Source organism: Serratia sp. BW106 (assembly GCF_002607755.1).
Taxonomy (GTDB): domain Bacteria; phylum Pseudomonadota; class Gammaproteobacteria; order Enterobacterales; family Enterobacteriaceae; genus Serratia; species Serratia proteamaculans.
This window is the reverse complement of record NZ_MCGS01000008.1, coordinates 168,281-192,687: the sequence shown is the minus strand read 5'-3', so window position 1 is coordinate 192,687 and position 24,407 is coordinate 168,281. Positions and strand designations below refer to the sequence as shown.

Sequence of the window (24,407 nt, the reverse complement as noted above, 5' to 3'; positions counted from 1 at the left end):
AATGGATGACAAAGCCAAGATACAAGAAATGATTGCTGCGGCCTCCCGAGCCAGGGAGTTTTCCTATGCCCCTTATTCTAATTTTACCGTGGGTGCGGCATTGATGACCAAGAGCGGTAAGGTGTACAGCGGCTGTAATGTCGAATCTGTTTCCTATTCGCCCACCACCTGCGCAGAACGCGTTGCTATTTTAAAAGCCGTTTCTGAAGGCGAGCGCAGTTTTGAAATGATTGTGGTGATCGGTGGTCCCAGAGAGGGTGAAAGCAAGGCTAAAGGCTATTCCGGGCCATGCGGTGTGTGTCGTCAAATGATCTATGAGTTTGGCAAGGACACCAGGGTTATTATTGCCAACAGCCTGGATGAATACTACGTACACGACATCTCGGAGCTTTTCCCCTTTGGGTTCGGTCCGGACCATTTATTAGGGTAAATCGCCGACCCTCCGTCATAGGGGCGCTGCAAGTTGCGCCCTGATTCCGGGCATAAACTGTGAACTGCATTGCACTCTATCCCTTTGAAGGTGAATGAACATTGCTAGCCAATGTGACCTCTGTCAAAGTATCGCCCTCACACCGGAGGGATCATGGTTCTGCAATCTACGCGTTGGCTAGCTCTCAGTTATTTCACCTATTTCTTTTCTTACGGCATCTTCTTACCTTTTTGGGGCGTTTGGTTAAAAGGTGAAGGCATACCGCCTGAAACCATCGGTATTCTGCTCGGCGCCGGTCTGGTTGCGCGCTTCCTCGGTAGTTTGTTGATTGCCCCTCGGGTAAAAGATCCCTCTCATCTGGTGACAGCATTACGCCTGTTGGCGTTACTGACGCTGGCTTTTGCCATTGGGTTCTGCTTTGGCAACGGCTGGGGCTGGTTGATGTTGGTGATCGCCGGCTTCAACCTGTTCTTTTCGCCGCTGGTACCGCTGACCGATGCGCTGGCCGGCACCTGGCAAAAACAAATTACCCTGGATTACGGCCGGGTCAGGCTATGGGGCTCGCTGGCGTTTGTGATTGGCTCGGCGCTGACCGGGCAAATGGTTTCCGTCTGGGGCCATAACGCCATCCTCTACAGCCTGATCATCAGCATACTGGCGATGCTGTTGGGCATGATGCTGAAACCAAGCGTGATGCCACAGGGCGAGGCGCGGACCCATAGCGAAGCCGACCGTTCACTGTGGGAGATGCTTAAGGAAGGGCCTGTCTGGCGCTTCCTGTTGTGCGTAACCCTGTTGCAGGGCGCACATGCCGGTTATTACAGTTTCGGTTCTATCTACTGGCAGGAGGCGGGCTATTCGGCTTCGACCATTGGCTACTTGTGGTCGCTGGGCGTGGTGGCGGAAGTGATTATTTTCGCCAGCAGCAATTTCCTGTTCCGTCGCTGGAATGCACGCAATCTGCTGCTGCTCTCCGCCTGCTGCGGGATCCTGCGCTGGGGCCTGATGGCCAGTAGTACCGAACTGGGGTGGTTGCTGGTGATCCAAATTCTGCACTGTGGCACCTTTACCGTTTGCCATCTGGCAGCGATGCGCTTTATCGCCGCGCGCAAGGGGCCGGAAGTGATCCGACTGCAGGCGGTCTACTCGGCGCTGGCGATGGGCGGCGGCATTGCGATTATGACGGTGATCGCCGGCTTCCTGTTTGAGTATCTGCAGGGTGGGGTGTTCTGGGTGATGGCGGCCGTGGTTGTGCCGGCGCTGTTTATCCGCCCGCCGGCGGTTGCAGTCAGCGACAGTCGTTAAGAGGTTTCCAGCAGCGCACGGATGGCTTTGCGCTGCTGGCGCTCTAACGGCAATTCGGTATAAATCAGCGGCGGTTGCGGTTCACCGTGCTCCGTGGCATAAGGGGTGATCACCAATGTCACCCCCTGCGGTGCACCGGAGTGCAGATAGTCGCGCAGCGGCAAATATTTGATGTTCAACGGCAGTAGCGTTAATTCACGGATCTGATATTCCACTTCCTCTTCCAATTGCGGGTTGTCCAGCGTCAGCAATAACACCTGCTTTTCCTGCAACGCATTGCCCTGCATCAACCAGGCACCGAAACTGATGGCGACCAGCCCGGCTTCCTCGCTGGAGAAATGAATGCTGTACTCCTGTTCGAGCGGTGCCAGTACCTCCTGAGCAGTACGCATCAGGCGTGGATATTTGCGCTGCACTTCTTCCAGCAGCGAGTTATCGATGCCGATCTCAAAGCGACAGCGTTCTACCGCCGGTGCCAGGTGGGCAAACAGTTGACTGATCAAGTCCTCTTTACTGCTGAAGGTCATGCCGGAAATCTGTTGGAAGCGCTCAACCATATTTTCAATCGCCGCCATCAATCGCAGATCTTCCGCTGAGTCGTTGCTGTGGTAGCTGTGGTTTTTCAGCATGGTGAACATTAACACCAGGAAGTCGCTTTCGCTGGCCTCGGGGGGCAGGGCAAAAAGTTGATTCAACGCTTGATGCAGCCAGCCGGCGGCCTGATGCTCCGGTTTCTGATGCAGCCAGTCACGCTGGGCGGGGCTGAATGTCGGGTGCCGATGACGTTGGGTTTCCCATGCGCAATAGCGCAGGTAGTGCTGCAGGAACTGACGATCGCGCCGATCAAAGCTGCGGTCGATCAGCGTTTCACACTCGCTGATACACTGCTCCAACTGCGGGGTCAGATCGGTGCTCAGCCCCAAAGCCTGCTGTAGCCAGTGGGAAAAATGGTGATCGATAAATTCCGGGCTGCAGCGCAGGGCTCGTCGCAACCAGTGGAGCAGGCAGAGGCGTTGGTTGAGCGCGCTGCCCCTGATCCGGTAACCTTCGTCGGGGTTGCCGTCGATCTCCAGATGGTGGAAACGCTGGATTTCACTGGCAACCTCGGCTATATCTTGCCGGGTGATGGGGGGGGCGACGCGATTAATTTGGCTGATAGTCTCCAGTTGTACTGCGGGCACCGGCGCATACAGCATCAATAACAGATGGCAGCGTCGTTGTTGACCGGAGAGCTCAGGCACGGGGCCAGTGTCCAGGCTCATATCACCTTCAGGCAGGTCACGTTTAAATTATGAATAAGCATAGCAAATGGCGCTGTGCGGCGTGGCAACGGCACCCGGTTTTACTTCGGCTTACAACTTTCGTCACAATTATTGGGCGGAATGGCGGTGGTTGAAGAACGGTTGATGTTACTTTATAACAATAATGAGTATCGTTTGATGATGAAGTTACGTTTTATTTTTGCCGGGTTTCTAACGCTATTCTGCACCGGCGCTGTCGCTCACCCGCACAGCTTTATTGATATGAACACCACCTTTGTGGCTAAGGATCAACAGCTGGTTGGCTTGAAAATGGTTTGGGTTATGGATGAAATCACCTCGGCGGATCTGCTGTACGATGCGGAAAATGCCAAAAACGACTCGGAAGTGTGGAAAAAGCTGGCGGCACAGGTGATGGCCAATGTCCTGGGGCAACACTATTTCACCGATGTCTATCGCGACGGCAAGCCGGTGAAATACCTGAATCTGCCAACGGAATATCACCTTTCGCGCCAGGGGCACCAGGCGGTGCTGGAATTTGTCCTGCCGCTGGCCGAGCCGCAGCCGCTGGCGGGCAAGCCGTTTGAGATCTCCACTTACGATCCCACCTATTTTGTCGATATGACTTATAAAGATAAAACGGCACTGCATTTGCCAGCGGAGATGACGGCGCAATGCAAGTTTAAATTGATGACGCCGAAGCCGGACAGCTCCCTGCAGGCCTATGCGTTATCCCTCGATAAGAATGATTCACCTGGTGAAGATATGGCGCTGGGACAACAGTTTGCCCAGCGGGTCAGCCTGCAATGTCAATAAACCTCACTCAACACACCCCGCGTAAGCGACACTGGGCTTTCAGCCTGTGGCCGTTGTTGCTGTTTGCGCTGTTGCTGGCGCTGGGCGCCCAGTTGGTGTGGCACTATTGGCCGCAGCTGTTGATGCAAAGCGTGGTGTGGCAGAAAGGCCTGCACCAGCAGTTGGCTGGCCTGTTGCAGCAGGTAAAAGCGGCACCACAGCAAGCCGGGTTGGCGTTGATGTTGTTCAGTCTGAGCTATGGCGTGTTGCATGCGCTCGGCCCAGGCCACGGCAAGGTAGTGATCGCCACTTATCTGGCCACTCATCCGGCGCGGCTGAAAAGCAGCCTGAAACTGACCTTTGCCGCTTCACTGGTTCAGGGCTTGGTGGCGATCGTCCTGGTGACGCTGATGCTGGTGGTACTGCAATTGTCGTCCCGGCAGCTGCATCAGAGCAGTTTCTGGATGGAGAAGGGCAGTTTTATTCTGGTGATGCTGCTTGGGGTGTTGCTGAGCTGGCGAGCGCTGAAGCGTTTGTATCACGCGGTGAAAGCCATGCGTCCCTCTCCGGCTCTGCGTATCAACAGTCTGCAACCGCTACCGGCGGATCATGTTCATAGCGACCATTGCGGCTGTGGTCACCGCCATATGCCGAGCGACAGCGAACTGCAGGCGGGGAGTGACTGGCGTACGCAGACCGCCATCGTGTTGGCGATGGGGATGCGGCCGTGTTCAGGCGCAATACTGGTATTACTGTTTTCCAAGGTGATTGGCGTGTTTATCTGGGGCGTTTTTTCGGCGTTGGCCATGGCGCTGGGCACCTCGCTGACCATTTCATTGCTGGCGTTGCTGGTACATTACAGCCGTCGGTTGGCGGTGCGTCTCAGCCGTTCACGCGCGCCCGCGGCCTGGAGCGCAGTCGCCTGGGGTTCGCTGGCGCTGGCCGGTGGCCTGATACTGTTGTTCGCCGGGGTGTTGCTGTATGTCACTGCCCAGTCGGAATTCATCGGTGGCATCCGGCCTTTCTCCCGCTGATCGGCATAAAAAAAGCGCTGCAAATATTGCAGCGCTTTTTCTTTATTCATTCACTTCGCGATATTAACGCTTCAGCGCTTCGCTCAGTTCTTCACGCATGGTGGAAAGCATGGCTTTCACGACGCGCGGGTTACCGGCTACCACGTTGCCGGAGCTGAAGTGGTTGTGGCCGCCAACAAAGTCGGTCACCAGGCCGCCAGATTCGCGCACCAGCAGTTCACCCGCGGCGAAATCCCATGGCTTCAGGCCAATTTCGAAGAAACCGTCAACGCGACCGGCGGCCACATAGGCCAGATCCAGCGCGGCAGAACCGGTGCGGCGGAAATCGGCACACTGAGTGAACAGTTTGCCAACGATGTTGATGTAAGGGGTTGCGTGCTGCTTCACCTTGAACGGGAAGCCGGTTGCCAGGATGGTGCCATCCAGGTCTTTGGCATTGGTGCCGCGCAGACGGTAACCGTTGAGCTGTGCGCCCTGGCCGCGAGCCGCGGTGAACAGTTCGTTACGCATTGGATCATAAACCACAGCCACTTCAGTACGGCCTTTGATGCGTACGGCGATGGAAACTGAGAAGTGTGGGAAACGTTTGATGAAGTTTGATGTGCCATCCAGTGGATCGATCACCCATTGTACATCTTTATCTTCGCCGACTAATTCGCCGCGTTCTTCGGTAACAATAGAATGTTGCGGATAGGACTTGCGAATGACGTCGATGATCAGATGCTCTGCATCGCGATCGACGTTAGTGACAAAGTCATTGGTCCCTTTCTGGCTCGCTTCAACAGCGTCCGGGGTTTCGTAGTTTTTGGCAATCAGGTTACCGGCCTTGCGCGCAGCGCGCACGGCGATCGTCAGCATCGGATGCATGGGTATCTTCCAACTAGGATGTTAAAGAACAGGAAACGGCGCGAAGTATAGCAGGTGTTCGGCAAAATGCCTACGGCTGTGTTAAGCTGCTGTGATTTTCCGCTACGCTCAGAGTTTGTATGCTGCATAACATCCGCATTGTTCTGGTAGAAACCTCTCATACCGGTAACATGGGCTCGACCGCCAGAGCCATGAAAACCATGGGATTAACCAACCTTTATTTGGTTAATCCGCTGATAAAACCTGATTCTCAGGCGATTGCCCTGGCCGCAGGCGCCAGCGACGTGATCGGCAACGCCACCATTGTTGACACTCTGGATGACGCCATTGCCGGCTGCAGTCTGGTCGTGGGCACCAGTGCGCGTTCACGCACCTTGCCGTGGCCGATGCTGGAACCGCGTGAATGCGGCATACGCGCCGTGCACGAAGGTGAACATGCACCGGTCGCGCTGGTGTTCGGCCGTGAACGTGTCGGCCTGACCAATGATGAGCTGCAAAAGTGCCATTATCATGTCGCCATTCCTGCCAACCCGGATTACAGCTCGCTGAATCTGGCGATGGCCGTGCAGATCCTGGCGTATGAAGTGCGTGTGGCTTACCTCGATCGCCAACAGGTGGGCGCGCCGCAGCTGGAAGAAACCCCTTATCCGTTGGTGGACGACCTCGAACGTTTCTATCAACATCTGGAACAAACGCTGCAGCATAGTGGCTTCATTCGTCCGTCCCATCCGGGGCAGGTGATGAGCCGTTTACGCCGTTTGTTCACCCGCGCGCGGCCGGAAGCTCAAGAGCTGAATATCCTGCGCGGTATGCTGACGTCGATCGAGAAACAGGATAAACATCAAGGTAATTAATTTGATGTGAAATGACGGCTGGCGGTAATAGTATTAGTTATCTAATGGTTATAATGTGTATTTTATATGCATATTATCTGGCTTAGTCCAAAACGTGCTAATACTTGAGTAAATTACTAGGTTAAATAGTTGACTGATTTACTCAGGAATGTCAGACTTTCGGCCATGTTTGACCAACAGGTAACCACTTAGCTATGAGACTGACATCCAAAGGCCGTTATGCCGTAACCGCTATGCTTGACGTGGCATTGCACTCCCAGGAAGGGCCCGTACCTCTGGCGGATATTTCTGAACGCCAGGGTATTTCGCTCTCTTATCTGGAACAATTATTCTCCCGTCTGCGTAAGAATGGCCTGGTGGCCAGCGTACGTGGGCCGGGCGGTGGTTATCTGCTGGGTAAAGACGCAAGTGAGATTGCCGTAGGTGCAGTTATCACGGCTGTCGATGAGTCGGTAGATGCAACCCGTTGTCAGGGTAAAGAAGGCTGTCAGGGTGGCGATCGCTGTCTGACTCATACCCTGTGGCGCGATCTGAGCGAGCGCATCAGCGGGTTCCTGAACAACATTACGCTGGCTGAACTGGTAAACAACCAGGACGTGCTGGTGGTGGCGGACCGTCAGAACAACGATACCCGTCGCACGGCCAACGGTCGTCAGCAAGAAACTATCAACGTTAATCTGCGCGCATAAGCAGCTGGCGATATTTTTTTAGTTTTTGGAAGTGATGTACGGAGCACAAGAGCAATGAAATTACCGATTTATTTGGATTACTCAGCAACGACGCCGGTTGACCCGCGCGTTGCTGAGAAAATGATGCAGTTTTTGACTCTGGACGGGACCTTTGGTAACCCGGCTTCCCGTTCCCACCGTTTCGGGTGGCAGGCGGAAGAAGCGGTAGATATCGCCCGTAACCAAATTGCTGAACTGGTTGGCGCTGACCCGCGCGAAATCGTGTTCACTTCCGGAGCCACCGAATCCGACAACCTGGCGATCAAAGGTGCTGCCAATTTCTATCAAAAGAAAGGCAAGCACATCATCACCAGCAAAACCGAACACAAAGCCGTGCTGGACACCTGTCGTCAGCTAGAGCGTGAAGGCTTTGAAGTGACCTATCTGGCACCGCAGAGCAACGGTATTATCAGTCTGCAGGCCCTCGAAGCCGCGATGCGTGAAGACACCATTCTGGTTTCGATCATGCACGTGAACAACGAAATTGGCGTGGTGCAGGATATCGAAGCTATCGGCGAAATGTGTCGTGCGCGCGGTATCATTTATCACGTTGATGCGACCCAGAGCGTGGGCAAACTGCCTATCGACCTGAGCAAGCTGAAAGTCGATCTGATGTCGTTCTCCGGCCACAAAATTTATGGCCCGAAAGGCATTGGTGCACTGTACGTGCGTCGTAAGCCACGTATCCGTATCGAAGCCCAGATCCACGGTGGTGGCCATGAGCGCGGTATGCGTTCCGGTACTCTGCCAGTCCATCAGATCGCCGGTATGGGCGAAGCCTACCGTATTGCCAAAGAAGAAATGGCGACGGAAATGGCACGCTTGCGCACGCTGCGTGATCGTCTGTGGAACGGCGTGAAAGATATGGAAGAAGTGTATCTGAACGGCGATCTGGAGCACGGTGTTCCTAACATTCTGAACGTCAGCTTCAACTATGTTGAAGGTGAATCGTTGATCATGGCGCTGAAAGACCTGGCCGTATCCTCGGGTTCAGCCTGTACCTCCGCCAGCCTTGAGCCATCTTACGTGCTGCGCGCGTTGGGCATGACTGATGAATTGGCGCATAGCTCGATCCGTTTCTCTCTGGGGCGTTTCACCACAGAAGAAGAGATCGATTACACCATTCAACTGGTGCGTAAATCCATCGGCCGTCTGCGTGACCTGTCTCCACTGTGGGACATGTTCAAACAGGGCGTGGATATCAACAGCATCGAATGGGCACATCATTAATTCTCAGGATTCAGGAGCAAGGTCATGGCTTACAGCGAAAAAGTAATCGATCACTATGAAAACCCGCGTAACGTGGGTTCTTTCGACAACGAAGATCCGAGTGTTGGCAGCGGCATGGTGGGTGCACCGGCCTGTGGCGACGTGATGAAGCTGCAGATCAAAGTCAACAATGAAGGTATCATTGAAGACGCCCGTTTCAAGACTTACGGCTGCGGTTCCGCCATCGCCTCCAGCTCGCTGGTGACAGAATGGATGAAAGGCAAGTCTCTTGATCAGGCAGAAGCGATCAAAAACACCCAGATCGCTGAAGAACTGGAATTACCGCCGGTAAAAATTCACTGCTCTATTCTGGCCGAAGACGCCATTAAAGCAGCGATTGCCGACTACAAGAGCAAACATAGCGCCAAGTAATTATTTCTGAGTCATTTAGCCCGGCCTTGGTTGGGCTTTGAAGTGTGAGGTTGTGATGTCAATTACCATGAGCGACAGCGCTGCGCAGCGTGTTCAGGCATTTATGGATAACCGCGGCAAAGGCCTTGGCCTGCGTCTGGGGGTGAGAACCTCTGGCTGCTCCGGGATGGCGTACGTGCTGGAATTTGTTGACGATATGAACGATGACGACATCGTTTTTGAAAACAAAGGCGTTAAGGTGATCATTGACGGCAAGAGCCTGGTCTACCTTGACGGCACTGAGCTTGATTTCGTTAAGGAAGGCCTGAACGAAGGCTTCAAGTTCAACAACCCCAATGTCTCAAGCGAGTGCGGCTGCGGCGAAAGTTTCAACGTCTGACAGTCCATCGTGCTCCCCCGCCAGCCGCGGGGGAACTTCATCCGATAACGCCCAGAGCACGCTATGGATTACTTTACTTTATTCGGGCTGCCAGTTCGCTATCCCGTGGACGGCAGCCTGCTTGCATCTCGCTATCAGGATCTGCAGCGCCAATTCCATCCCGATCGTTTTGCCAGTCAGCCAGAACGCGAACGCCTGATGGCGTTGCAACAGGCTGCGACTATCAATGAAGCCTACCAAACGCTGAAGCACCCATTAAAACGCGCAGAGTATATGCTATCTTTGCACGGTTTTGATTTGGGCAACGAGCAGCATACCCTGCGTGATACCGCGTTCCTGATGGAACAGCTGGAACTGCGCGAAGAGCTCGACGCCATTGAACGCAAAGCGGATGCAGAAACCCTGCTGGCCAGCTTTAGCGCGCGGGTGAACGAGACGGTCAAACAGCGCAGTGCGCTGATGGTGCAACAGCTGGATAGTCAACAGTGGGTTGATGCCGCCGACACCGTGCGTAAGCTGCGCTTTTTGGACAAACTCCAGCAACAGGTTGAACAACTCGAAGAAAAACTGCTGGGTTTTGAGTAACACATTTTTGATTGTGGAAGCTTCAATATGGCCTTATTACAAATTAGTGAGCCCGGCCTCAGCGCTGCGCCGCACCAGCGCCGTCTGGCTGCCGGTATTGATTTAGGCACCACCAACTCTCTGGTCGCCACGGTGCGCAGCGGGCAGGCGGAAACGCTGGCCGATGCCCAGGGGCGCGATTTACTGCCCTCGGTGGTGCACTATCAGGCTGACACCTTGCGTGTCGGTTGGGATGCGCGCCAGCAGGCAGCGCAGGATCCCGCCAATACCATCAGCTCAATCAAACGCATGATGGGCCGTTCATTGGCCGACGTGCAACAACGTTACCCGAACCTGCCGTATCAGTTCCAGGCCAGTGACAATGGCTTGCCGATGATAGTCACTGCCGCCGGTGCGGTTAACCCGGTAGGGGTTTCCGCCGATATCCTCAGGGCACTGGCCGAACGGGCGAAAACAGCGCTGGAAGGGGAACTCGACGGTGTGGTGATCACCGTTCCGGCCTATTTTGATGATGCACAACGCCAGGGCACCAAAGACGCTGCGCGTTTGGCCGGGCTACACGTGTTGCGCCTGCTGAACGAACCGACAGCGGCGGCGATTGCCTATGGTCTGGATTCCGGGCAGGAAGGCATTATCGCGGTGTACGATCTGGGCGGCGGTACCTTTGATATTTCCATTCTGCGGCTGAGCCGTGGGGTGTTTGAAGTGTTGGCCACCGGCGGGGATTCCGCGCTGGGGGGCGACGACTTTGACCATCTGCTGGCCGACTGGTTGCGTGAGCAGGCCGGTGTGGCTGACCGTAGCGATCACGGCGTACAGCGCCAACTGCTGGATGCGGCCATCGCGGCCAAAATTGCGCTGAGCGATGCCGACAGTACTGTCGTTGAGATAGCCGGCTGGCAGGGCGAAGTGACCCGCGCACAGTTTGATGCGCTGATCGCGACTCTGGTGAAACGTACTCTGATGGCCTGCCGCCGTGCGCTGAAAGATGCAGGGGTGAGTGCCGAAGAAGTGCTGGAAGTGGTCATGGTTGGCGGCTCCACCCGCGTGCCCTTGGTGCGTGAGCAGGTCGGTACGTTCTTCGGCCGCACGCCGTTGACCTCGATCGATCCGGACAAAGTGGTCGCTATCGGTGCTGCGATCCAAGCTGACATTTTGGTGGGTAACAAGCCGGACAGCGACATGCTGCTGCTGGACGTGATCCCACTGTCGCTCGGTCTGGAAACCATGGGCGGTCTGGTAGAGAAAGTGATCCCGCGTAACACCACCATTCCGGTGGCGCGTGCGCAGGAGTTCACTACGTTTAAAGACGGCCAAAGTGCGATGATGATCCACGTGCTGCAGGGTGAACGTGAGCTAGTGCAGGATTGCCGTTCGCTGGCACGCTTCTCGCTGCGTGGTTTACCGCCACTGCCAGCCGGCGGCGCGCATATTCGCGTTACCTTCCAGGTGGATGCCGATGGCCTGTTGAGTGTCACCGCGATGGAGAAATCCACCGGCGTAGAGGCTTCAATTCAGGTTAAACCGTCGTACGGTCTGTCCGATGCCGAAATCGCCGGCATGATCAAAGATTCGATGGCCAATGCGCAGAGCGATGTTGGCGCACGTATGCTGGCGGAACAGCGGGTTGAGGCGTCGCGGGTGCTGGAAAGCCTGCAGGGTGCACTGGCCAGCGATGCCGCATTGCTGAGTGAAGCAGAAAGTACGGCGATCCCCGCGGCGGTGGAAGCTTTGCAACTGGCGACGCAGGGCACCGATCCTGCCGCCATTGAAGCCGCAATTAAAACATTAGATGCACAAACGCAAGACTTTGCCGCGCGCCGCATGGATGCTTCCATTCGCCGCGCGCTGGCTGGCCATTCTGTGGATGAGGTTTAATCATGCCTAAAATTGTTTTCCTGCCCCATCAAGATTTATGCCCGGAGGGGGCTGTACTGGAAGCCGAACACGGGGAGTCAATCCTCAATGTGGCGCTGCGCAATGGTATCGAGATTGAGCATGCCTGTGAGAAATCCTGCGCCTGCACCACCTGTCACTGCATCGTACGCGAAGGTTTTGACTCTCTTGAAGAGAGCAGCGAACTGGAAGACGACATGCTGGACAAGGCCTGGGGTCTGGAGCCGGAAAGCCGTCTGAGCTGTCAGGCGCTGGTGGCCGACGAAGATTTGGTGGTTGAAATGCCGCGTTATACCGTCAACCACGCGCGTGAAGGGTAAGAGGATAATAGGAATGGGACTGAAGTGGACTGACAGCCGTGAAATCGGCGAAGCCCTGTACGACCAATACCCGGATACCGATCCGAAAACCGTACGTTTTACCGACCTGCATCAGTGGATTTGCGATCTGGAAGATTTTGACGACGATCCACAGGCTTCCAACGAAAAAATACTGGAAGCTGTCCTGCTGGTCTGGTTAGATGAAGCGGAGTAAATAGCGTAACGGGCTGCCATTGGCGGCCCGTTTATTTTGTATCCGACACGATTAATAAAAGAATAATCCGGAGTAAGAAGGCTATGACAACTGAATTCATGCTGGTAACGCTGTCGAACCAACCTGCTGACGCTCGCTGGGGCGAGAAAGCGCTGCTGAGCACTGGTACAGAAGGGATGACTATCCACCTGACCGGCAACGACAAACTGGGCAGCATTCAACGTGCCGCCCGTAAGATCGACGGACAGGGCATCAAGAACGTCAAACTGGCCGGCGATGGCTGGGATTTGGAAAACAGCTGGGCGTTCTGGCAAGGTTTCCGTGGGCCGAAGGGCAAGCGCAGCGTCGAATGGGCAGAATTGCCGGAAGCGGAAAGCAAAGAGCTGGAACAGCGCCTGAAGATTGTTGACTGGGTGCGTGACACCATCAACATGTCGGCGGAAGAGTTGGGGCCGGAGCAACTGGCTACCCGCGCGGTGGATCTGATGTGTGATGTCGGTTGTGAAGCCGTCAGTTACCGCATTACCAAGGGTGAAGATCTGCGTGAGCAAAACTACGCCGGTATTCACACCGTGGGGCGCGGCTCGGATCGTTCGCCGGTGCTGTTGGCACTGGATTTCAACCCGACCGGCAACCCGGAAGCGCCGGTGTTTGCCTGCCTGGTGGGCAAAGGTATCACCTTTGATACCGGTGGCTACAGCCTGAAACAAAGCGCCTTTATGGACTCCATGAAAGCGGATATGGGCGGTGCAGCTACCATTACCGGCGCATTGGCGCTGGCGGCGGCTCGCGGTCTGAAGCAGCGTGTGAAGCTGTACCTGTGCTGTGCCGACAACATGGTCAGCGGCAACGCCTTCAAGCTGGGCGATATAATTCGTTACCGTAACGGTAAAACCGTTGAGGTAATGAATACCGATGCTGAAGGGCGTCTGGTGCTGGCCGATGGCCTGATCGATGCGTCCGCGCAGAACCCTCAGTTGATTATCGACTGCGCCACTCTGACCGGTGCGGCGAAAACGGCGGTGGGTAACGACTACCATGCGCTGTTCAGCTTCGATGACGCTCTGGCGCAAGAACTGCTGGCCAGTGCGGCCGCTGAACAAGAGCCTTTCTGGCGTCTGCCGCTGGCTGAGTTCCACCGCAGCCAACTGCCGTCTAATTTTGCCGAATTGAACAACGTGGCCGGTCCGGCTTACACGGCGGGTGCCAGCACCGCGGCTGCATTCCTGTCGCATTTTGTGACCAACTACCAGCAGGGTTGGGTGCACATCGACTGTTCTGCCACCTACCGTAAAGGTGCCGTGGATCAATGGGCTGCTGGCGCGACCGGTTTGGGCGTACGTGCTCTGGCCAACCTGCTGCTGAGCAAAGCCAAATAACTGAATGCCCACCAAGGTGGGCGTTATACCCGTCATCTTTCAAGTTGCAGCGTTGTTACCTGCACTCGCTCACCCCAGTTACTTACTCGAGTAAGCGCCTGGGGATGAGCGAGCTGGGCGCCTAACTGCAAAATGAAAGCTATAGGGTATAGAATGTCGTTTACCCTCGGGGCCCAGCATGCTGGGCCCCGTTATTTGATTGCCGGAGTTTGCCATGAGTTCTCACCATCACGAAGTCGCCACAGGCGAAAATGAACTTGAACGCCTGTTGAAACTGGCAGTGACGGAGCCGGCCCATCGTCCGGCATTCTTCCGTGAACTGCTCGACGCTACGGTGTTGATCCTCGGTGACAGCGAGCAGGTGCAACTTGGCGGTGACATCACGCTAAATGCCGATACACCGGTGAATATCCAGCACTGGGAAAAGCAGGACGGCGGCAGCATCATCCCATTCTTTACCTCGGTAGAAGCGTTGCAAAAGGCCGTTGAGGATGAACAGCCGTTCATCGCCATGCCGGCACGCGTCTTATTCGAGATTACTCAGGGTGCGGATCTGTTTCTCAACCCGAAGGCCGAGTACGGCAAAGAGTTTTATCCTGAAGAGGTGGCAATGCTGTTGGCGACCGGCGGTGTGAGCAAACCGGCAGAGCGCTATATCGATAAGGATACTCAGATCCTGTTGGGGCAGCCGGAAGAATACCCGTCGGCAATGGTCGATGCCTTGACCACGCTGTTCAGTCAGCGCAAGCCGGTGCGTCGCGCATTTCTGGCTCTGATGCACGATCAGGCGGTCGACGAAAAACCTAACCTGCTGGTTGGGCTGGAAGTGGATGGGGAGCAAGGCGACATTGAGGCATTGATCAACGAGGCGGGCAGCGTGGCCAGCGAAACCGCGCCTAATGATGAACCGGTGGATTTTTGCCTGGTATCGGAAGAGGAACGTGGCGTCAGCCATTATTTGATCACCCATACCCAACCCTTCTACCAGCGTCGCTGGGGCAGTTGGTTGCGTAATATTATCCCTTCGACGGATAAAACCCAGTAATCCTGTTTTTGCTATTGTTCTCTGTATCAAAGCTAAGGAGAGCGGCCAGCCTCGAAAGGCTGGCCGGATACAACAATGGGCGCTGGAAAACCACTGCGTCACACCAAAACAGGCGGGGCGAACCCCGCCTTCAGGTTGCCATTTAACGTTGAACGTTACAGGACAACACTGCCGCTACCTCCGTATTTCCCTGTTTAAATGTCAACTCACAAACTGAACCACGTATTTACCCGTCGCCTTTCAAGTTGCAGCGTTGTTACCTGCACTCGCTCACCCCAGTTACTTACTCAAGTAAGCGCCTGGGGATGAGCGAGCTGGGCGCCTAGCTGCAACTTGAAACTCATAGGGTATAGGTTGGGTGAATACCAGAAACGTTACGCAACTTACTGTAAATCCTGGTAAAAACAGTTTTCGCGACATGTCAGCCCTCCGTTGCATTTCTGCGGTTAAGAGGCTACCATGCTGGTGTTCAGGCAGTATGGTGAAGCCTCATTCTGATTAAGAGTCAGTTTGGGGCTTTCTTCTTTCTGCTTCCCACCCAGGGCCTGAAGCAGAAAGCTTCAAGCGCCCATCCGCAGTCTAACAGAAGCTTTAATTTCAAAGCTATACCGTCAGGTCGCGGTAAATTCATTCAATCATTCCCACCAGATATCGTTCAAAAAAAGACCCCGACTGGGGCCTTTCATACACCGGCGATTGTTGCTCAGGGCTTTAGTCGGGCGAGCCCCGCGATGGCCTGTTCAAGATACTGCCGCGGGCAGCCAAGGTTGATGCGTATAAAGCCTTTTCCTTGGTCACCAAAGCTGATGCCCATCGAGGCGGCAATCTTTGACTGGTGGATCAACGCCTGCTGTAGGGCGTTATCATCCAGGCCTAAAGCGCGACAATCCAGCCAGGCAAGGTAGGTGCCCTCGGCTCGAGTCATTTTGCACCAGGGCGCGGCATAGGCTAATGCCTGTTCAAACCAACGCCGGTTGTCGGCCAGATAACCTTGTAAATCATCAAGCCAGGTTTCCCCCTGTTGATAAGCTGCCGTTGCGGCGGTCATCGACAGCGCATTGAAGACATCCAACCCATGGGCATTAAGGCGTTCGATAAACGCATTGCGGGTGCGAGCATTGGGGATCAGGAAATTTGAGATCCTCAGCGACGACAAGCCAAAGCTCTTGCTGGCAGAGGTCGCTGAAATCAGGTGGTCATGCCAGGCTTCATCCAGGTGCAGCACCGAGGTGAAGGTTTCGCCGGGTAGCGTCAGGTCGGCCCAGATTTCATCGGAAATCACCGTCACGCCATGGCGGCTGCACAGCGCCATCAACTGCGTCAGTTCGCTGTGGCTCCAGCATCGTCCGGTTGGATTATGGGGGTTACACAATAACAACAATGGTGGTTTCCGTTGTTCAAAACAGGTCTCCAGATGCTCGAAATCGAATTGATAGCCTTGTGGGCTTTCCTTCAGCGGATTTTCGAGGACCTCTCGGCCATTCATAGTGATGATCTTGGCGAAAGATCCATAGTATGGCCCCTGGATCACCACCGGATCGCCAGGCTGGCTAAGCAACTGGATCAGGATCGCCAATCCGGGTACCACCCCTTCGATGGACGTGAACCATTCGCGCTGCAAAGGCAGATGGTGCCGGCTTGAGAACCACTCTATGACCGCCTGGTAATATGAGTCATCGCGTTCGCTATAGCCAAATATGCCGTGATCCACCCGCTGATGCAGCGCCTGCCGGACTTCGATGGGGCATTGGAAGTCAAAATCAGAGACCCACATCGGCAAAAGATCGGTTTCATCGAGTTGCAGATAGCGGTCGATAAAGTCCCATTTCACCGAACCGGTGTTGTGGCGGTTAACTATCTGGTTAAAATCGGTTGGTTTCACGTCAGGCTTCCTTACGCTGTAAATCGTTTTCTGGCTGTATTCTGGCAATCCCGAATCCGGTAAAGCCATAAATCAGGGCGAAGAACACGGCGGCGTAGCATTGGATGGCCCAAGGCAATAAATCCAGCGTGCTGACACCCAGGGTGGTTGCCATATAAATGCCTGCGGCGGTCCACGGAATTAAAGGTTCGATGACGGTGCCCGCGTCCTCCACGGTCCGTGACAGGTTTTTATTGTCTAATCCCATGCGGCGGTAGGCGCCCTTGAACAGCTCTGCGGGGATCAGCAGCGCCAGCTTGCCGTCGCTGGTGGCGCCGGTCACCAGAATGGTGGTTGCGACCGTGGCGGCAATCAACTGGCCGGTGGTATGAACCACTTTCAGCAGTCGGTTGATGATAACGGTCAGCGCGCCGGTCAGCGTTAAGGCCCCGGCAAAGGAAAACGCGCAGAACACCAGCAGGATAGTGCTCATCATCGAGAACATGCCGCCGCGGTTGAGCAGGCGTGGAACATCGTCGACGATGCCGGTAATGCTGTGCCCCTGGGCGGTAAACATCGAAAGGTTAAAACCGTCCATCAACGCATTTAAGCCCTGCTGCAGGTTAAAGCCCTGGAGCAGTACCCCAATGGCGATGGCCAGAGTACAGGCCGCCAGCATCACGGGGATCACCGGTCGTTTAGTGACGGCACCCCAAAGCACCAGCACCGGCGGCAGGATCAGCAGCAGGTTAAAGTGATACAGCCCCTCCAGCGCGGTCACGATCTCGGTGACTTTTTCCGGCGTGGCTACGCTGCCGACGGCGCTGGTGTGCCCGGCAATCAGATACACCACCGCGGCTAAAACGAAGCTCGGTAATGTCGTGTACATCAGGTGCTGGATATGGCTGTAAAGGTCGGTATCCGCGACGATGGCGGCGAAATTGGTGGAGTCAGACAACGGAGAGATTTTGTCGCCAAAGTAGGCCCCGGAAACCACGGCACCGGCGGCGGCGGCCAAAGGGACATCCAGCCCGGCGGCCACGCCCATCAGTGCCACGCCGACGGTACCGGCTGCGCCCCAGGAGGTGCCGGTACAAACGGAGATCACGCTGGTAATGAAGAACGCGGCGATCAGGATATATTGCGGGCTGATCAGTTTTAAGCCCCAGTACACCATGTAGGGAATGGTACCGCTGAACATCCAGGTGCCGATCAAACCGCCGACGCAGATCAGGATCATGATCACCGGCATCGCCTTGGCCAGCTTGGCCACGATCGAGTCGATAATGTCGTTCCAGCGGTAACCTTGCCACCAGGCCAGTGCGGCGGCAATGGCGGCCGAGACCAGCAGCAACGGCTCGATCCGCAGCCCAAGCTGGCCGTAGCCGATGATCAGCAGTAATAGCATCGCCACAATGGGTAGCATCGCTAGCCCCAGGTTGAGTTTCTTTTTGTTATTCATTAACAACTCCGGTTAAGGATGAGGGTGTGACGCCAGCCTAATGAATTCGTTTTGATTGGGGTGTGAGCGCGGGCAACTGTCCATGTAATCGGTTTCATGGACTGCTGTTGTGTGAAATAGCTCTCACTTTATGGCCTTGTTTTCTTGATTTGAGGTGTTTTTCTCGAGGGAGGCGACCGAGTCTCGCAGGATCAATTCAGCGGAAAACATATTATTCTGCGGTGCCACAGCAACCGCAGAATTGAGCTGTAGCGCCAAATTAGCCGCGCGTCGTGCCATTTTCTCAACCGGATAATGTACGGTGGTCAATGCCGGGTGGAGATATTTTGCCAGGGCCACGTCATCAAACCCGACAATCGAGATATCCTCCGGCAGGCTCATCTGGCGTTGGCGGAAGGTTCGCATCATACCGGCGGCCATCACGTCATTGAACGTCAGTGCGGCGGTAAAATGGTGACCGCTGGTCAGGATCCTTTCTGCCGCTAATTCGCCTCCTTGTTCATTGAAGGGGACGCTGATGATCCAGGCACCCGGCACCGAGATCCCGGCGTGAGCCATGGCGTTGCGGTAGCCTTCCAGACGCTGTTTTCTGTCATCGATCGGCAAGTCTGTCGTGATACAGGCGATATTCCGGTGCCCGTGTTGAATCAGCATCTGGGTGGCGGCCTGAGAGGCGCTGACGTTATCCAGCCAAATGCAGCGATTGGCGATGGCGGGCAAATAGCGATTGATCACCACCATTGCCGGGGTGTGGGCGGCGTAGCGTAAGACGTCGGCATCGCTCATCCGGGTCACGTGGGCCACGATGGCTTCGCAACCCTGGTTGATCAGAAAATCGAACCCGTTTTTCTCCAGTTCGGCCTGATGGCCGCCGCTGCAGACCATCAATTTTACGCCGCCTTTGCGCGTGATATCTTCGACGCCCCGTGCCAGTCGCGAGAAAAAAGGATCGTCGAGATTGCCGGTCAATAATCCCAACATATTGCCGCTTCTTTTCGCCAGGGCCAGCGCGGCAGCATTGCGGTGATAGTTAAACTCGCGCATGGCCTTTTCAACACGTTCACGGGTGACCGGTTCAACATAGGCGGTGCTGTTGATCACCCGGCTGACGGTGGCCGTCGATACACCTGCCCGTCGGGCAACATCTTTCATTGTGGCCATATCATCTCCTGCTCAGGCTTCGGTTGCCCTTTCTGTTGACGGGGAAAAATTGAGCTGGGTCTGATGCTAACAGCGCTGCTATCATTCATCCATATTCGGATATTGCGCCGACGGGTGTCGTTGCGTAAAGGCTGCCAGGGAGTTAAACGATGAAACCATGCCGTTCAGGGGCATTTGCATCAGGCAAGAAGCTTTGTCAGGGGATCGCATTGGCGGGAGGCCTGCTACTGCTGGCCGCCTGTGATGACAGTGGTCAAACCTCAACCGCGGCGCAAGCCGATGCTCAGGCCAGCAGCGTCACGCAGGCCAAGCGGCCGGATGCCGCCGCGCTGGCAGCGTTGGCGAAACGCGACGCCGGGAAACCCTTAACGCTGCTTGATGCCTCCGAACTGCAACTCGACGGCGCCAGTGCCATGGTGCTGACGTTTTCTTTGCCGCTGGATCCGAATCAGGATTTCGCCGTGCGAGCTCATCTGGTCGACAGCGTCAGCGGTAAAATCGACGGTGCCTGGGAGCTGTCAGATAATTTGATGGAGCTGCGGTTACGCCATCTGCAGCCCAACCGCAAAGTGGTACTGACCCTTGAGGGTGGCCTGAAAGCGGTCAACGGTGCCGAACTGGGTAAACAGCAACAACAGACAATTACCACCCGCGACATCAAACCGAGCGTCGGCTTTGCCGGCAAAGGCTCACTGCTGCCAACCAAGCTGGCGCAGGGGTTACCGGTGATGGCGCTCAACGTCGATAACGTCGACGTTAACTTCTTCCGGGTGAAGGCCGATGCCTTGCCGGCATTCCTGGCCAACTGGGAGTACCGCAATTCGCTTTCCAGTTGGGAATCGGAAGAACTGCTGAAAATGGCCGACCTGGTCTACAGCGGTCGCTTTGATCTCAACCCGCAACGCAATACCCGCGAACGCCTGTTGCTGCCGTTGAGTAGCATCGAAGCCTTGCAGCAGCCGGGGGTTTACCTGGCGGTGATGCAACAGGCCGGGCATTACGGTTATACCAACCCGGCGACCCTGTTCACCCTCAGTGATATCGGTGTTTCGCTGCACAGCTACCACGACCGTCTGGATGTGTTTACCCAGGCGCTGGACGGCGGTGCGGCATTGGGCGCGGTGGAACTGCGCCTGCTGGATGAAAAAGGCCAAACGCTGACCCAGGGCACCACCGATAAGCAGGGGCATGCCCAGTTAGCGAAAAGCCCCAAGGCACGGTTGTTGCTGGCGACCCAGCAGGGCCAGACCAGCATGATCGACCTCTCGACGCCGGCGCTGGATTTGGCTGAGTTCGATATTGCCGGGCCGGAAGGTTACAGCAAGCAATTCTTCGCCTTTGGCCCACGTGATTTGTACCGTCCTGGCGAAACGCTGATCGTAAACGGTCTGCTGCGTGACGCCGACGGCAAGCCGCTACCGGCCCAGCCGGTGAAGGTAGATATCGTCAAGCCGGACGATCAGGTGGCGCGCAGCTTTGTCTGGCAGCCACAGGACGGCCTGTATCAATATCAGTATTCCATTCCCGAAGGCGGGCCGACCGGTAACTGGTCACTGCGTTTCAACCTGGGCGATAACCAGCCACGGTTGTACAGCTTCAAGGTAGAGGATTTCCTGCCGGAACGCATGGCGCTCGACATCACCGCCGAGAAAACCCCGCTGCGCCCTGACGCACAGCTGGTGTTCGACGTCAGCGGTCGCTATCTCTACGGTGCTCCTGCCTCGGGTAACCGTCTGCAGGGGCAGGTATTCCTGCGACCACAGCGTGAGGCGGTCAGCAGCCTGCCGGGTTATGAGTTCGGTTCGGTGACGGAAGAAAGCCTGTCGCGCAATATGGATGAATTCGATCAGGCACTGGATAACGCCGGTAAGGCGCAGGTGGCAGTAGACAGCAGTTGGGCTGAAGTGAAGTCCCCGTTGAAGGCCATTCTGCAGGCCAGCCTGCTGGAGTCCGGTGGCCGCCCGGTGACGCGCCGCGCGGAACAGGCGATCTGGCCGGCCGATGCACTGCCCGGCATTCGGCCGTTGTTCAGCAAACAACAGATTTATGATTACCGCAGCGACAGTTATCAGGCCCAGCCGGTGGTGGATGAAAACACCCAGGCCGGGTTTGATATCGTCTACGCCAATGCCGCCGGTGAGAAACTGGCGGTCAGCGGGCTGAAGGCCCGTCTGGTGCGTGAGCGCCGCGACTACTACTGGCAGTGGTCAGAAGGCGAAGGCTGGCAGTCGTTGTACGACAAAAAAGATCTGCCACTGGCGGAACAGACTATCGATATCGCCGCCGACGGCAGTGCCAAGGTCAGTTTCCCGGTGGAGTGGGGCGCATACCGCATTGAGGTGGTGGATCCACAGAGCAATCTGATCAGCAGCCTGCGTTTCTGGGCGGGTTACAGTTGGCAGGACAACACCAATGGCAGCGGCGCGGTGCGTCCGGACCAGGTGAAGCTGAAGCTGGACAAACCGGCCTACCAACCGGGCGAAAAAGTGAAACTGCATATCGAAGCACCGGCCGCCGGCAAGGGCTATCTGCTGGTGGAATCCAGCGATGGCCCGCTGTGGTGGCAGGAACTGGACGTACCGGCCAAGGGCATTGATGTCGAGGTGCCGATCAATCAGGAGTGGAAACGCCACGATCTGTACCTCAGCGCATTGGTGATCCGCCCGGGAGATAAGCAACAGCAGTCGACGCCGAAACGGGCGGTAGGGCTGTTGCATCTGCCGCTGGTGGATGAAGGGCGCAAACTGGCACTGACGCTGGACGCGCCGCAGCGTATGCGGCCGAACCAAATGCTGACGGTGAAAGTGAAGGCCGCCCACAGCAGCGGTAAACCGCCACAGCAAATCAACGTGCTGCTTTCCGCGGTTGACAGCGGCATCCTCAATATCACCGACTACGCAACGCCGGATCCGTATCAGGCCTTCTTTGGCCGCAAACGCTACAGCGCCGATCAGTACGATGTGTACGGTCAGTTGATTGAAGGCAAGGGGCGTTTGGCTAACCTGCGTTACGGCGGTGACGGCGATGACGAAGATGCCTTGTCGCGTGGCGGTAAAAAACCGATCACCACAGTCACCATTGTGGCCCAGCAAGCGCAGCCGGTTAAGCTGGATGCCAATGGCGAAGGCGAAATTCAGATTGCCATTCCGGACTTCAACGGCGAACTGCGACTGATGGCGCAGGCGTGGAGTAATGAAGACTTCGGCAAAGCGGAGGGCAAGACCGTTGTTGCCGCACCGGTAGTCGCGGAGCTGGCGACACCGCGCTTCCTGGCTGGGGGCGACAGTACCCAATTGGCGCTGGATGTCAGCAACCTGTCGGGGCAGCCGCAGACATTAACGGTGAAACTGGCTTCCAGCGGGTTAGTGGCGCTGCAGGGCGCAGCTGAACAACAGGTCAGCCTGGCCAACGGCGAGCGCACCACGCTGCAGATCCCGGTGCAGGCGCTAGCGGGCTTTGGACAGGGGGAAGTTGCGCTGACCGTCAGCGGCCTGGTGCTGCCGGGGGAAACGCTCAAAGACTACCAGCACAGTTGGAAGATTGGCGTGCGACCGGCTTATCCGGCGCAGACCCGCCAGTTTGCCAGTGTGATCCACGCCGGTGAAAGCTGGGGCTTGCCGGCAGATGCCGCCGCCGGGCTGGTGCAGGCGACGACCGAAGGGCAACTGCTGTTGACCAGCCGTCCGCCAATCAACCTAGCGCGCTACATCAGCGAATTGTACGCCTATCCTTACGGCTGTCTGGAACAGACCACCAGCGGGCTTTACCCGTCGCTGTACACCAACCAGGCGCAGCTTAGCGCGCTGGGGATCAAATCCGGCAGCGATGAAAGTCGCCGCAACAGTATCGACGTTGGCATTGAGCATCTGCTCAGCATGCAGCGCTATAACGGTGGTTTTGGCTTGTGGAATCGCGACAGTCAGGAAGAGTTCTGGTTGACGGCTTATGCTACGGACTTCCTGTTCCGTGCCAGCGAGCAGAACTACAGCGTACCGGCGGATGCCCTGACGGCGGCCAACAACCGTCTGCAGCGTTATTTGCAGGATCGTAGCCAGATCGACGTTGCCTCCACCCAGTACCCGGATCACACCCGTTTTGCCGTGCAGGCCTATGCCGGCCTGGTGCTGGCACGTCAGCAACAGGCACCGCTTGGGGCATTGCGGCAGCTGTTTGAGCGTCGTGCCGATGCTCGATCAGGCTTGCCGCTAGTGCAGCTTGGGGTGGCGTTGAAGTTGATGGGGGATATGCCGCGTGCCAATCAGGCGATCGAGCAAGGGCTGGCGACGCAGCGTAATGCCAAAGATTACTGGCTGGAAGATTACGGCAGCCCGCTGCGTGATGACGCGATGATCCTGGCGCTGTTGACCGAAAATAATCTGCTGCCGGCCGAGCGTGACCAGCGCTTGCTGACGCTGTCTGAGCGTCTCAACGGCGAACGTTATCTGTCTACGCAGGAGAGCAATGCCCTTTTCCTGGCCGCGCGCAACCTGATCGGCAGTGCTGAAACACCATGGCAGGCGCAAACGGCGCAGGGCAAGACGCTGTCCGGTAGTCAGGCGTTGACGCAAAACCTGTCCGCTGAACAGCTGGCGGCTGGGTTGCAGCTCACCAATACCGGCAGCGGCACGCTGTACAGCCGGGTCGATCTGGTGGGCTATCCGCAACAGGCACCGCAGCCGCAGAGCAACGTGCTGAACATCCGCCGTGAATTCCTGGGGCTGGATGGTAAGCCGGTGGATCTGACCCAACTGAAAAGCGGCCAACTGATCCTGGTGCACCTGGATGTCTGGGCCGACAATCAGGTACCGGATGCGCTGGTGGTGGATCTGCTGCCGGCCGGGCTGGAGCTGGAAAACCAGAACCTGGGGGACAGCAGTGCCAGCCTGGGCGAAAGCGCCAGCAGCGTGACCGAATTGCTGCAAGACATGCAGCAGGCCGACATCAAGCATCAGGAGTTCCGTGACGATCGCTATGTGGCGGCGGTGAATATCGACGGCTACCGTCATACCACGCTGCTGTATCTGGCGCGCGCAGTCACTCCGGGTACCTATTTGGTGCCTGCGCCGCAGGTTGAGTCAATGTATGTGCCAGCCTGGCGTGCGCTGGGTGCGACACCGCAACGGCTTGAAATCGCCAAATGATCCTCCTTGCCCCGCCCCGGAGGTTTAGCCGGTGGCGGGGCAAGGGAGTGA

Annotated in this window: 22 protein-coding genes; 16 read left to right on the top strand and 6 right to left on the bottom strand. The window is 56.4% G+C overall.

Annotated elements, in window-relative coordinates; translation table 11 throughout:
* Nucleotide 1 precedes the first annotated feature (1 nt).
* On the top strand, nt 2-430 hold the full coding sequence (cdd, locus tag BEI65_RS06780) for a cytidine deaminase (RefSeq protein ID WP_099062678.1): 429 nt from the start codon (nt 2-4) through the stop codon (nt 428-430).
* A 153-nt stretch (nt 431-583) separates the two neighbouring features.
* Entirely contained in the window at nt 584-1,735 is a 1,152-nt protein-coding gene (locus tag BEI65_RS06775) for a 3-phenylpropionate MFS transporter (protein WP_099062677.1), read from the top strand.
* Here the strand turns inward: BEI65_RS06775 and csiE are convergent.
* Nucleotides 1,732-2,997 carry a stationary phase inducible protein CsiE gene (gene csiE / locus BEI65_RS06770; protein ID WP_099062676.1) on the bottom strand — a complete coding sequence of 422 codons (1,266 nt, stop codon included), beginning with the start codon at nt 2,995-2,997 and terminating at the stop codon, nt 1,732-1,734. The two genes, BEI65_RS06775 and csiE, sit on opposite strands and share 4 nt — an antisense overlap.
* A gap of 177 nt (nt 2,998-3,174) precedes the next feature.
* Here csiE and BEI65_RS06765 point away from each other — a divergent pair, with 177 nt between their 5' ends.
* Both BEI65_RS06765 and BEI65_RS06760 read left to right on the top strand, forming a co-directional pair.
* Nucleotides 3,175-3,810: a DUF1007 family protein gene (locus tag BEI65_RS06765; RefSeq protein WP_232519018.1), complete on the top strand. Its 636-nt coding sequence runs from the start codon at nt 3,175-3,177 to the stop codon at nt 3,808-3,810.
* Nucleotides 3,801-4,823, top strand: a complete 1,023-nt coding sequence (locus tag BEI65_RS06760) for a nickel/cobalt transporter (protein WP_099062675.1) — start codon at nt 3,801-3,803, stop codon at nt 4,821-4,823. The genes BEI65_RS06765 and BEI65_RS06760 overlap by 10 nt, the downstream gene beginning before the upstream one ends.
* A gap of 63 nt (nt 4,824-4,886) precedes the next feature.
* Here BEI65_RS06760 and suhB read toward each other — a convergent pair whose 3' ends face one another.
* Complete coding sequence (gene suhB / locus BEI65_RS06755; RefSeq protein ID WP_085118289.1) at nt 4,887-5,690, bottom strand: inositol-1-monophosphatase; 804 nt, start codon at nt 5,688-5,690, stop codon at nt 4,887-4,889.
* Between the two features lie 119 nt (nt 5,691-5,809).
* On the opposite strand from suhB, the gene trmJ reads away from it, so the two are divergent.
* From trmJ to sseB, 11 genes are all read left to right on the top strand, one after another.
* Nucleotides 5,810-6,544, top strand: a complete 735-nt coding sequence (gene trmJ / locus BEI65_RS06750) for a tRNA (cytosine(32)/uridine(32)-2'-O)-methyltransferase TrmJ (RefSeq protein ID WP_085118287.1) — start codon at nt 5,810-5,812, stop codon at nt 6,542-6,544.
* 194 nt (nt 6,545-6,738) lie between these two features.
* Nucleotides 6,739-7,233 carry a Fe-S cluster assembly transcriptional regulator IscR gene (iscR, locus tag BEI65_RS06745; RefSeq protein ID WP_085118285.1) on the top strand — a complete coding sequence of 165 codons (495 nt, stop codon included), beginning with the start codon at nt 6,739-6,741 and terminating at the stop codon, nt 7,231-7,233.
* A 54-nt stretch (nt 7,234-7,287) separates the two neighbouring features.
* Nucleotides 7,288-8,502 (top strand): IscS subfamily cysteine desulfurase, encoded by a 1,215-nt coding sequence (locus BEI65_RS06740; RefSeq protein ID WP_085118284.1) that lies wholly within the window; start codon nt 7,288-7,290, stop codon nt 8,500-8,502.
* Between the two features lie 24 nt (nt 8,503-8,526).
* The gene (gene iscU, locus BEI65_RS06735) at nt 8,527-8,913 is read left to right on the top strand and encodes a Fe-S cluster assembly scaffold IscU (protein WP_012146333.1); all 387 of its coding nucleotides are present in this window, start codon (nt 8,527-8,529) and stop codon (nt 8,911-8,913) included.
* Nucleotides 8,914-8,968: 55 nt separating this feature from the next.
* Complete coding sequence (gene iscA / locus BEI65_RS06730; protein WP_085118282.1) at nt 8,969-9,292, top strand: iron-sulfur cluster assembly protein IscA; 324 nt, start codon at nt 8,969-8,971, stop codon at nt 9,290-9,292.
* Between the two features lie 63 nt (nt 9,293-9,355).
* On the top strand, nt 9,356-9,877 hold the full coding sequence (gene hscB / locus BEI65_RS06725) for a co-chaperone HscB (RefSeq protein WP_099062674.1): 522 nt from the start codon (nt 9,356-9,358) through the stop codon (nt 9,875-9,877).
* 27 nt (nt 9,878-9,904) lie between these two features.
* A complete protein-coding gene (gene hscA, locus BEI65_RS06720) occupies nt 9,905-11,755 on the top strand; it encodes a Fe-S protein assembly chaperone HscA (RefSeq protein WP_099062673.1) in 1,851 nt (616 codons plus the stop codon).
* 2 nt (nt 11,756-11,757) lie between these two features.
* Complete coding sequence (gene fdx, locus BEI65_RS06715) at nt 11,758-12,093, top strand: ISC system 2Fe-2S type ferredoxin (RefSeq protein WP_085118276.1); 336 nt, start codon at nt 11,758-11,760, stop codon at nt 12,091-12,093.
* Between the two features lie 13 nt (nt 12,094-12,106).
* The gene (gene iscX, locus BEI65_RS06710; RefSeq protein ID WP_085118275.1) at nt 12,107-12,307 is read left to right on the top strand and encodes a Fe-S cluster assembly protein IscX; all 201 of its coding nucleotides are present in this window, start codon (nt 12,107-12,109) and stop codon (nt 12,305-12,307) included.
* 83 nt (nt 12,308-12,390) lie between these two features.
* Nucleotides 12,391-13,686 carry an aminopeptidase PepB gene (gene pepB, locus BEI65_RS06705; protein WP_198404410.1) on the top strand — a complete coding sequence of 432 codons (1,296 nt, stop codon included), beginning with the start codon at nt 12,391-12,393 and terminating at the stop codon, nt 13,684-13,686.
* 214 nt (nt 13,687-13,900) lie between these two features.
* Entirely contained in the window at nt 13,901-14,731 is an 831-nt protein-coding gene (gene sseB, locus BEI65_RS06695) for an enhanced serine sensitivity protein SseB (RefSeq protein WP_099062672.1), read from the top strand.
* Nucleotides 14,732-14,873: 142 nt separating this feature from the next.
* Here sseB and BEI65_RS27390 read toward each other — a convergent pair whose 3' ends face one another.
* From BEI65_RS27390 to BEI65_RS06680, 4 genes are all read right to left on the bottom strand, one after another.
* Entirely contained in the window at nt 14,874-14,957 is an 84-nt protein-coding gene (locus BEI65_RS27390; protein ID WP_153860932.1) for a Hok/Gef family protein, read from the bottom strand.
* 477 nt (nt 14,958-15,434) lie between these two features.
* On the bottom strand, nt 15,435-16,613 hold the full coding sequence (locus BEI65_RS06690; RefSeq protein ID WP_099062671.1) for a MalY/PatB family protein: 1,179 nt from the start codon (nt 16,611-16,613) through the stop codon (nt 15,435-15,437).
* 1 nt (nt 16,614) lies between these two features.
* A complete protein-coding gene (gene nhaC / locus BEI65_RS06685; protein ID WP_099062670.1) occupies nt 16,615-18,054 on the bottom strand; it encodes a Na+/H+ antiporter NhaC in 1,440 nt (479 codons plus the stop codon).
* A gap of 123 nt (nt 18,055-18,177) precedes the next feature.
* Entirely contained in the window at nt 18,178-19,215 is a 1,038-nt protein-coding gene (locus BEI65_RS06680; protein ID WP_099062669.1) for a LacI family DNA-binding transcriptional regulator, read from the bottom strand.
* A gap of 149 nt (nt 19,216-19,364) precedes the next feature.
* Here BEI65_RS06680 and BEI65_RS06675 point away from each other — a divergent pair, with 149 nt between their 5' ends.
* The gene (locus BEI65_RS06675; protein WP_099062668.1) at nt 19,365-24,356 is read left to right on the top strand and encodes an alpha-2-macroglobulin; all 4,992 of its coding nucleotides are present in this window, start codon (nt 19,365-19,367) and stop codon (nt 24,354-24,356) included.
* Nucleotides 24,357-24,407 lie beyond the last annotated feature (51 nt).